This window comes from Nocardioides sp. Z43_10, assembly GCF_059766615.1.
Map to the genome: position 1 here is coordinate 96,385 of NZ_JCBAJY010000010.1, position 9,601 is coordinate 105,985.

Below are 9,601 nucleotides of genomic sequence, written 5' to 3' on the forward strand. Positions count from 1 at the left end.
ACCGACTCGCCGGGCGCCTCAGGTGAGGACGAGCACGATGACGGGGAGCAGGGCGCTGAGCGCGAGCGCGGTGAGCCCCATCGAGAGGCCGGCGAAGGCGCCCTCGGTCTCGTCGTCGGCGAGCGAGCGGGAGGTGCCGATGCCGTGCGCCGAGGCGCCCATCGCCAGCCCGCGGGCGCGCGGGTCGCGGACCCGCAGCAGGCTGAGCAGCGCCGGGCCGGCGATGGCGCCGAGCACGCCGCTGACGATGACCAGGACCGCGGTCAGCGAGGCGACGCCACCGGCCTCCTCGGCCAGCGCGATCGCCACCGGGGTGGTCGCCGCGCGCGGCGACATCGTCAGCGCCAGGGTCTCGTCGCCGCCGAGGGCCCGCACCAGCAGCAGGGCGCTGCTGACCGACACCACGGCGCCGAGCGGGATCGCGACGAGCATCGGGCCGAGCAGGCCGCGCAGGCGGCCCGCGTGGCGATGCAGGGGTACGGCGAGCGCGACCGTGGCGGGGCCCAGCAGGAACGTGATCAGCGCGGTGCCGGAGAAGTAGTCGGCGTAGTCCACGTCGACGGCCAGGAGCACGGCGGCGACGAGCGCGATCGCGATCAGCGAGGGCTGCGCCAGGGCGTGGCCCCCGGTCCGCTCGCGCGCCCACAGGCCCACCCGGTAGGCGAGCAGGGTCAGCACCAGGAAGGCCAGCGGGGAGGAGCGCAGCCAGTCGAGGGTCTCGCTCACACCGCTCCCCCGCCCTCGGCGCCGGCCGGGTCGGCGCCGGGGTCGCGTCCGGAGCGCAGGCGCAGCAACAGCTGCACGGTGCCGCCGACGACGACCAGGCCGAGCAGCCACGAGCCGACGAGCCCGGCGGTGATCGGCAGCGCGTCCTCGGCGAGCACCGACAGCACGGTGACGACGCCGACGCCGGCGGGCACGAACAGCAGCTGCAGGTGGCGCAGCAGCCGGTCGGAAGCGGCGAAGACCGGGTGCTCGGGGCGCGGCGCGTGGACCTGCAGGACCACGAACAGCAGCACCATGCCCAGCACCGACCCCGGGACCGGGAGCCCGGTGAGCCGGACCACGAGCTCGCCGGCCAGCTGGCACGCCAGCAACCAGGTCAGTCCGACCAGCACGCGCCCCTCCTTGCGTCCGCGGGCACCTCGCGTGCCCGGGAGAACGATGCCATCGCTCCCGCTCAGCGCCCGGTGGGGACCTCGCGGGCTCGGGCGAGCCGCGCGACCACGTCGAGGGCGCGGGCCAGGTGCGGCGCGTCGTCGTCGGCGCGGGTGGCCACCGCGAGCTCCACGCGCGCGGCAAGCCCCGTCAGCGGGCGGTACGTCGCGCCGGCGATGCCCAGCCGCGCCACCGGCTCCGGGACCAGCGCCACCCCGAGGCCGCCGGCGACCAGCGTCACCATCGTCGAGGTCTCCGCGACCTCGTGGCGCACCCGCGCCTCGAAGCCGGCCTCGCGGCACACCTCGAGCACGGTGGCGTGCATCACCGAGCGACGTCGCGCGGTGTGCACGATGAAGTCCTCGTCGCGCAGGTCGCGCACCCGCAGCCGCTTGCGGGCCGCCAGCCGGTGCCCGTCGGGCAGCACGGCCACCAGGCGCTCGCGGCGCAGCGTGGCCACCCGGAGCAGGGGGTCCTCCACCGGCGGGCGCAGCAGCGCGAGGTCGATCTCGCCGTCGAGCAGCGCGCGCACCTGGTCGGGCACCAGCATCTCCCCGCGGAACGCGAAGTCGATGCCGGGCAGCTCCTCGCGCAGGCGCCGGGCCAGCGCCGGCAGCAGGCTGTACGTCGCGGAGCCGACGCAGCCGATGGCGAGCCGGCCGGTGAGCCCCGCGGCCACCCGCTGGGCCTCCAGGCCCGCCTCCTCGACGCCGGCCAGGATCTCGCGCGCCCGGGTCAGGTAGGCCTGCCCGGCGTCGGTGAGGTCCACGCGCCGCGTCGTACGGCGCAGCAGGGTGACCCCCAGCTCACCCTCGAGCTGGCGGATCTGCTGCGAGAGCGGCGGCTGGGCCATGTGCAGCCGCTCGGCGGCGCGACCGAAGTGCCGCTCCTCGGCGACCGCGACGAAGTAGCGCAGGTGACGAAGCTCCATGCCGTCATGGTGACACGGGGATTGATATCTCCCACGTCTGAACAGGGCGCCGAATGGATACTTCCCGATATCACCGGGCGCACCTACCGTGGAGCCATGAGCGACAACTCCTCCGACATCGTGGTCTGCGAGCCGATCCGCACCCCGGTCGGCCGCCAGGGCGGCGCGCTCGCGTCGCTGACCTCCGTCGACCTGGCCTCGGGCCTGCTGGCCGAGCTGGTCCGCCGCACCGGGCTCGGCGAGGGGGACGTCGACGACGTCATCCTCGGCAACTGCTACCCCAGCGGCGAGAACCCCGCCCTCGGTCGGATCGCGGCGCTCGACGCCGGCCTGGGCACCGGTGTCCCCGGTCTCCAGATCGACCGCCGCTGCGGCTCCGGCCTGCAGGCGGTGCTCTACGCCGCGGGGATGATCTCCACCGGTGCCGCCCGTCTCGTCGTCGCCGGAGGCGCGGAGTCGATGTCGCAGGTCGAGCACTACGCCACGCTGCGCACCGGCGTGCGCGGCGGCGGCGTGCAGCTGATGGACCGCCTCGACCGGGCCCGCGAGACCGCCGGCGGCCGGTTCCACCCGGTGCCGGGCGGGATGCTCGAGACCGCCGAGAACCTGCGCCGCGACTACGGCATCGGCCGCGAGGAGCAGGACGAGCTCGCCGCCCGCTCCCAGCAGCGCGCCGTGGCGGCCCATGAGGAGGGCCGCTTCGCCGCCGAGCTGGTCGCGGTCACCGTGCCCGGGCGCCGCGGCAAGCCCGACCTGGTCGTCGACCGCGACGAGCACCCCCGCCCCGGCACCACCGCGGAGAGCCTCGCCGCGCTGCGCCCGATCCGGGCCAAGCTGGACCCCGAGTCCACCGTCACCGCGGGCAACGCCAGCGGCCAGAACGACGGTGCGGCGATGTGCGTGGTGACCACCCGCGCCGAGGCCGAGCGCCGCGGCCTGCGCCCGCTGCTCGCGCTGCGCTCCTGGGCGCTCGCCGGCGTCGGCCCGGAGGTGATGGGCATCGGCCCGGTCCCGGCCACCGCCGCCGCGCTGGAGCGGGCCGGCCTGAGCCTGGCCGACCTGGACCTGATCGAGCTCAACGAGGCGTTCGCCTCGCAGGTGCTGGCCTGCCTGCAGGAGTGGAAGCTCGACGCAGCCGACGAGCGGCTCAACCCCAACGGCTCCGGCATCTCGCTGGGCCACCCGGTCGGCGCCACCGGCGCCCGGATCCTCGCCACGATGGCGCACGAGCTGGCGCGCCGCGAGGGCCGTTACGCCCTGGAGACGATGTGCATCGGCGGCGGCCAGGGCCTGGCCGCGGTGTTCGAGGCCGTCCGATGAGCGCCGGGCTGGACAAGCGCGTCGCCTCCGCCGCCGAGGCGGTCGCCGACATCAGGTCCGGGGCCAGCATCGCCGTCGGCGGCTTCGGGCTGGTCGGCATCCCCTGGACGCTGATCGCCGCCCTGCTCGAGCAGGGCGCCGACGACCTGACGGTGGTGTCGAACAACTGCGGCGTGGACGGCGCCGGCCTGGGCCTGCTGCTGGAGCAGCGCCGGATCTCGCGGGTCATCGCCTCCTACGTCGGGGAGAACAAGGAGTTCGCCCGCCAGTACCTCGCCGGCGAGTTGCAGGTCGAGCTCACCCCGCAGGGCACCCTCGCCGAGCGGCTGCGCGCCGGCGGCGCCGGCATCGGCGCCTTCTTCACCCCGACCGGCGTGGGCACGATGGTCGCCGAGGGCGGGCTGCCCTGGCGCTACGACGAGAGCGGCACGGTGCTGGTCGCCTCCCAGCCCAAGGAGGTCCGCACCTTCCACGGCCGCGAGATGGTCCTGGAGGAGTCGATCGTCACCGACGTCGCCCTGGTCCGCGCGAGCGTCGCCGACACGCACGGCAACTGCGTCTTCGGCGCCTCCACGCGCAACTTCAACCCGGCGGCCGCGATGGCCGGCCGGCTGACGATCGTCGAGGCCGAGCGGGTCGTCGAGGCCGGCGAGATCGCTCCTGAGGACGTGCATCTGCCCGGGGTCTTCGTGCAGCGCGTGGTCGCGCTCACCCCCGAGCAGGTCGCGGAGAAGAGCATCGAGAAGCGCACCACCCGCCCGCGCCCCGACTCCTCCCCGGAAGGGAGCTGACATGGCCTGGACCCATGAGGAGACGGCGGCCCGCGCGGCCGCGGAGCTCCGCGACGGCCAGTACGTCAACCTCGGCATCGGCCTGCCCACGCTGATCCCCGGCTTCCTGCCCGAGGGCCACTCGGTGGTCCTGCACGCCGAGAACGGCATCCTCGGTGTGGGGCCCTACCCCTACGACGACGAGGTCGACCCGGACCTGATCAACGCCGGCAAGGAGACCGTCACGGTGCTGCCGGGCGCGTCGTACTTCGACTCCCCGACCAGCTTCGCGATGATCCGCGGCGCGCACCTCGACGTCGCGGTGCTCGGCGGGATGCAGGTCTCGGCGACCGGCGACCTGGCCAACTGGATGATCCCCGGCAAGATGGTCAAGGGGATGGGCGGTGCGATGGACCTGGTGCACGGCGCCCGCAAGGTGGTGGTGCTGATGGACCACACCACCAAGACCGGCGGCCACAAGCTGCTGGCGCACTGCGACCTGCCGCTGACCGGCAAGGCGGTCGTGCAGCGCGTGATCACCGACCTGGGCGTCCTCGACGTCGACGCCGGTGCGTTCCGGCTCGTGGAGCGGGCGCCCGGGGTCAGCGTCGAGGAGATCACCGAGCGCACCGGCGCCCGCGTGGTGGTCGCCGAGACGGCCCACTGAGCCTGACCGGTCAGGCCTGCGGCATCAGCTGGTCGAGCAACGTGTCGGCCTCCGGGCCCCGCAGGACGTCCTCGTCGGCCGGGGCCTCGGGCGGCGTGACGTCGCCGCCGACGTTCTCCAGGGTGAAGGCGTAGGTCCCGCCGACGGGCAGGTCGCCGCCGTCGATCTCCATGTCGAAGCTGCGGACCACGTCGTCCTCGCCGATCCACACCTCGACGTCCAGGTCGGCGACGGTGGCTCCCCCGGTGAGGCTGAAGGAGCTGGCCAGCGCGTCGGCGTCGGCGCCGGCGGCGTCGACCGCGTCCTGGTAGGGGATGGTCGTGGTGAACTGGCGCACGGTGACGCCGTCCAGCTCCTTGGTGTCACCCTCCTCGACGTCCTCGGCACCGCGCAGCACGATCACCACGCCCATCAGCCCGGCCTGCTCGAAGCTCCCACTCTCGGGCAGTCGCTCGGCGTCGCCCTCGATCCAGGTCGCGCCCTCGGGGAACCCGGAGACGCCCTGTCCCTCACTGCGCACCCAGAGCAGCTCGCCGTCGGAGAGCATCTCCATCTCGCCGGTGGTGCCGGACTGGTCGATGCCGATCGTGACGTCGGTGATCAGCTCCTCGTAGTCCACCGCCCCGTCGATGTCGAGCATCAGGCGGTCGGAGCCGACCTCGAGGTCGGCGCGGTTGTCGATGCTGAACGACGACGCGGCGAGCGAGGCGTCGACCGCGTCGTGGACCACCTCGACCGGCTCTCGCTCGTCACTCTGCGACGCCTCGGCGGCGGGATCGCCTCCCTCGGCTGCGGAGTCGTCGCTCTCGGAGCAGCCGGTCAGGGCCAGCCCGGCAGCGAGCGCCAGGGCGGTCAGGGTCGTGCGCATGCGTGTCCTCCGTGGGAAGCGGGGTGGGGCCCCAACTACATCAGGAGGTGGCCGCGCTCGCGTCGGCCGGTACGGCGGTCGGGCAGCCGGAGGGCAGCGGCTCGCCGGTGACGGGGTCGAGCTCGACCGGCGTGCCGGTCGCGTCGGTGGGAGCCGCCTCCGGGACCGGGGCGGGGATGAGCTCGGGCCCGGGGACCAGCGGGTCGGGCAGCGTCTCGCAGGGCAGGGCCGGCTCGACCGGCGGCGTCTCCGATGGCGTCTCGGTCGGCGTCTCGGTCGGCGCCTCGGGCGGCGGTGCGACGTCCCAGCTCCCGGGCGGAGCCGCGCTCAGCGGCGTCTCGCCGTCCCAGGCGGGGTGCGTGCCGGCCGGCGGCACCGGGTCGACGGCCAGCACCGCGTCGCCCGCCCCCAGGGTGGCGCCGCTGCGTCCGGGGAGCGCACCGACCGGGCCGCCCTGAGCGTGGTCACCGTCGGCGCTGTCACTCCCGGCCAGCGGCATCGGGGTAGGCATCGTCGCGGGGGCAGGTCCCTGCGCGCGCGGCTCCCGGGCACCGGGGCGGGCGGCGCCGGGGTTGTCCTCGGACGTGGTCCAGTTGCCGAACAGGGCGAGCAGGACGGCGACGCCGACGGCCGCGAGCTGGGTCTTCATCCGCGCCCGGCGACGGTGGGCGCCTGTCCCCGGCGGTGGCAGCCGACCAGGTGCGGGTCGAAGATCCCGATCGCCTCCATCAGCGCGTACATGGTGGTCGGCCCGACGAACGCGAACCCGCGGCGCTTCAGCTCCTTGGACAAGGCGAGCGACTCCGGGGAGGTGGTGGCGAGCTCCTCGGTGGTGGCCGGGGCCGGCGCGAAGTCGGGGGCGAACGACTCGATCAGCGCCTGGAGCCCCCCGTCCTCGCGCAGGGCGACGGTGGCGCGGGCGTTGGCGATGGCGGCCTCGATCTTGCGGCGGTTGCGCACGATGCGGGGTTCGCCGAGGAGACGGGCGACGTCGTGCTCGTCGTACGTCGCGACGACGTCGGCGTCGAAGCCGGCGAAGGCCTCACGGAAGGCCGGGCGCTTGGCGAGGATCGTCGACCAGGACAGCCCGGACTGGAACGCCTCGAGGGTGAGCCGCTCGAGATGGGCCGCCTCTCCGGCGACCCGACGGCCCCACTCCTCGTCGTGGTAGGCGCGCATCGGTCCCGCGCCGCCTGCCCAGGGGCACCGCGCGACGCCGTCCTCGCCGATCGTCACACCCGCCACGCGTCTCCGTCCTGTCGGGCTCTGGTCAGGGCCCGCCCACCCCAGTGTGAGCGATCCCCCCGCGGCCGGTCTCCAGAGCGACCACGGGCGGATCACCAGCACCTTCGGCGGGCCCCGGCGGCTTCTTGAGGGCCCCGCGCGGGAACGGCCAGGCAACGGCTAGGCCGCCGGCGCCGCTACCCCCGCGGACGCACCTTCGCCGTGGGCCTGGTCGTCACCGTGCGCTTCGCGAAGCCCGGCTTGGTGACGGTCACGGTGAGCGTGACCCGCTCCCCCACCATGGCGCGGGTCAGCCGCAGCCGCGCCTTGCGGCCCACCTGCTCACCGCCGGCGCGCCAGGTGTGGGTGACCCGGACCCCCGGGCCCCATCCGCGCAGGTCGGCGACGAGGCTGCGGCCGACGACCGCGGCGCCGCGCACGGTGACCCGGGCCTTCGCTGGGAACGCCCGCCAGGTCACCGGCGCGGTGGGACGGCTGACCCGCTCGACCGGCGTGTAGCCCGGCCGGGTGCCGGTCACCCGCACCGAGATGGCGCGTCCGACGTCGCGGCGCCCCAGCTCGTACGTCGGGCCGGTGGCACCCGCGACCGGGGTCCCGTCGCGCAGCCACTGGGTGGTGAGCACGACGTCCTCGTCCCAGGTGCCGGTGACGACCTTCAGCGTCGCGCCGTACCGGGCCGGCCCCGCGATGGTCGGGGTCGGGGTCAGCGTCTGGGCGGCCACCGGCACCTCGGTGTCGCACTCGACGCACAGGCCACCCAGCGACGTCGCTGCGGCCGTGGCGCGCAGGGCGCCGCTCTCGGCGTCGTCGTCGAGGACCACGTCGAACGAGGTGGTCGCCGTCGCCGCGAGGGGCGTCTGTGGCACCGTCCAGGTCAGCGTGGTCCCGTCGAGGGTGAGCCCGGCGGGCAGGGCCCCCAGGCTGGCGTCGCCCAGCACGTCGGCGAGGTCGACCTCCGCGCGCCCGCCGGTCAGCTCGACCTTGCCCACGTTGGCCGCGGAGAGCCGGTAGGTCACCGTGTCACCCGGCTCGACGTCGCCCGAGGCGGGCACGGCGGACAGCGTCAGGTCGAGCTTCTCGGGCCAGGCCGGCTTGTCGGCGTCGTAGATCCAGTCCTGCCAGAAGCCGGCCAGGTCGCGCCCGGAGATCTCCTCGGCGAGCTCGCGCAGCCGGTCCCCGCGCACGCTCGTCCCGCCGTAGCGGACCTGCCACTGCTCGACGACCTCGAAGAAGTCCTCGTCGCGCAGGGCCGTGCGCAGCGCCTCCCAGAACTGGGCGCCGCGGGTGTAGGTCTGGTAGCCGTAGAGGTTCGCCGAGTCGGTCTGGGCGCCCGGCGGGGTCGCCCAGTCGGCGCTGCTGGCCGCCTTGTTGTTCCAGGAGTTGAAGTAGGTCGTCTCGACGGCCGCCGGGTTGGGCGTGGCCGGGGCCAGCACCTGGTTGTGCCAGGTCGGGGACCACGAGGCCATGCCCTCGTTGATCCAGATGTCGGTCCACACCGCGGGCGCGACGTGGTCGCCGTACCACTGGTGGGCCAACTCGTGGATCAGGGTGTTGCCGTTGAAGGAGTTCACCGACGGGAAGAAGGACCGGTCCTGGGTCTCCAGGGCGTAGTTGATGCCGGCGGGGACGACGTCCACGATCGCGCCGGTGCTGTTGCCCGGGTAGGGACCGAAGATCGACTCGAGGTTGCGGGTGATGGTGGGGATCGCCGCGCGTCGGTTGGTGAACGTGGTCTTCTGGGCCTCGCTCAGCGCGGAGTCCACGAAGGACCACTCGGGGATGGTGCGCCCGTCGCTGAGCTGGACCTCGCCGGTCTGCACGTCGTACTTGCCGATCGAGATGACCACGAGCTCGCTGGCCATCTGCTCGCGCTGGCGCCAGCGCCACGTGGTCCGGGCGCCGGAGGCGTCGGGCACCCGGGCGACCAGCTCACCGTTGCTGGCGGCGGCCGCCGCACCCTCGCCGGCGGCGTTGGTGAGGGTGCTCGGGATGTTGACGTCGATGGTGTAGGTGGCCTTGTCCCCGGGGGTGTTGTTGTGCGGGTACCCGGCCATCGCGCCGATCGGCTGGCCGAGGAACGTCGCGCCGTCCGCGGTGCCGACCCATCCCTCCCAGGCGTCGTCGGCGTCGACGTGGGTGACCGGGCGGCCGTGGTAGTCGACCTCGACGGTGAACTCGCCGCTCACCGGCGACGCGGGGGTGACCACCAGCTTGTGCTTGGGCGTCGTCGGGGACGGGTCGCTGACGCGGGTGAACGCGGCCGACTTCCCGTCGACCAGCACGGAGTCGACGTCGAGCCCCTCGAAGTCCAGGGAGAAGGAGCGCAGGTCCTCGCCGGTGGTCCGCGCGACCATCCGGAGGCTGGCCTCGTCGAAGACGCCGCCGTCGGTCCCCGCGACTCCGCCGGTCGGCGACCAGCGCAGATCGAGGTCGTAGTGCTGGGCGTCGTAGCCGCCGTTGCCGACGCCGGGGAAGATCGCGTCCCCGGAGGTCTGCGCGCCGTCCACCGGCTCGGCGGCCTGGGCCGCTCCCGCCGGCAGCCCGGCCAGGCCGCCGGCCACCAGCGCCAGAGGCGCCAACCGGGCCAGGATGCCGCGCCAGCCACCGGTGTGTGCCGCGCTCGGGTTCATCGTCATGGGGCT

Annotated in this window: 10 protein-coding genes; 3 read left to right on the plus strand and 7 right to left on the minus strand. The window is 74.4% G+C overall.

Going from position 1 to position 9,601, the window contains the following annotated elements; translation table 11 throughout:
* Positions 1-18: 18 nt before the first annotated feature.
* The 3 genes from AC6EI4_RS17320 to AC6EI4_RS17330 form a co-directional block, all read right to left on the minus strand.
* On the minus strand, positions 19-726 hold the full coding sequence (locus AC6EI4_RS17320; protein WP_498420727.1) for an LrgB family protein: 708 nt from the start codon (positions 724-726) through the stop codon (positions 19-21).
* Positions 723-1,118 (minus strand): CidA/LrgA family protein, encoded by a 396-nt coding sequence (locus AC6EI4_RS17325; RefSeq protein WP_498452223.1) that lies wholly within the window; start codon positions 1,116-1,118, stop codon positions 723-725. The genes AC6EI4_RS17320 and AC6EI4_RS17325 overlap by 4 nt, the downstream gene beginning before the upstream one ends.
* Positions 1,119-1,180: 62 nt before the next feature.
* Entirely contained in the window at positions 1,181-2,089 is a 909-nt protein-coding gene (locus AC6EI4_RS17330; protein ID WP_498420723.1) for a LysR substrate-binding domain-containing protein, read from the minus strand.
* A gap of 96 nt (positions 2,090-2,185) precedes the next feature.
* Between AC6EI4_RS17330 and AC6EI4_RS17335 the strand changes: the two genes are divergently transcribed.
* From AC6EI4_RS17335 to AC6EI4_RS17345, 3 genes are read left to right on the plus strand one after another with little or no spacing between them, the layout of a single operon-like run.
* Positions 2,186-3,409 carry an acetyl-CoA C-acetyltransferase gene (locus AC6EI4_RS17335; protein WP_498452224.1) on the plus strand — a complete coding sequence of 408 codons (1,224 nt, stop codon included), beginning with the start codon at positions 2,186-2,188 and terminating at the stop codon, positions 3,407-3,409.
* Entirely contained in the window at positions 3,406-4,200 is a 795-nt protein-coding gene (locus AC6EI4_RS17340) for a CoA transferase subunit A (RefSeq protein ID WP_498420719.1), read from the plus strand. Before AC6EI4_RS17335 ends, AC6EI4_RS17340 begins: the two co-directional genes overlap by 4 nt.
* Position 4,201: 1 nt before the next feature.
* A complete protein-coding gene (locus AC6EI4_RS17345; protein ID WP_498452225.1) occupies positions 4,202-4,846 on the plus strand; it encodes a 3-oxoacid CoA-transferase subunit B in 645 nt (214 codons plus the stop codon).
* 10 nt (positions 4,847-4,856) lie between these two features.
* Here the strand turns inward: AC6EI4_RS17345 and AC6EI4_RS17350 are convergent, their stop codons facing one another.
* The 4 genes from AC6EI4_RS17350 to AC6EI4_RS17365 all read right to left on the minus strand — a co-directional run bounded on the left by AC6EI4_RS17350 (position 4,857) and on the right by AC6EI4_RS17365 (position 9,595).
* Positions 4,857-5,714 carry an SCO4651 family lipoprotein gene (locus AC6EI4_RS17350; protein WP_498452226.1) on the minus strand — a complete coding sequence of 286 codons (858 nt, stop codon included), beginning with the start codon at positions 5,712-5,714 and terminating at the stop codon, positions 4,857-4,859.
* Between the two features lie 40 nt (positions 5,715-5,754).
* A complete protein-coding gene (locus tag AC6EI4_RS17355) occupies positions 5,755-6,363 on the minus strand; it encodes a hypothetical protein (RefSeq protein WP_498452227.1) in 609 nt (202 codons plus the stop codon).
* Positions 6,360-6,959: a DNA-3-methyladenine glycosylase I gene (locus AC6EI4_RS17360; protein ID WP_498452228.1), complete on the minus strand. Its 600-nt coding sequence runs from the start codon at positions 6,957-6,959 to the stop codon at positions 6,360-6,362. Before AC6EI4_RS17360 ends, AC6EI4_RS17355 begins: the two co-directional genes overlap by 4 nt.
* Positions 6,960-7,135: 176 nt before the next feature.
* A complete protein-coding gene (locus AC6EI4_RS17365; RefSeq protein ID WP_498452229.1) occupies positions 7,136-9,595 on the minus strand; it encodes a M1 family metallopeptidase in 2,460 nt (819 codons plus the stop codon).
* Between the last annotated feature and the right edge of the window lie 6 nt (positions 9,596-9,601).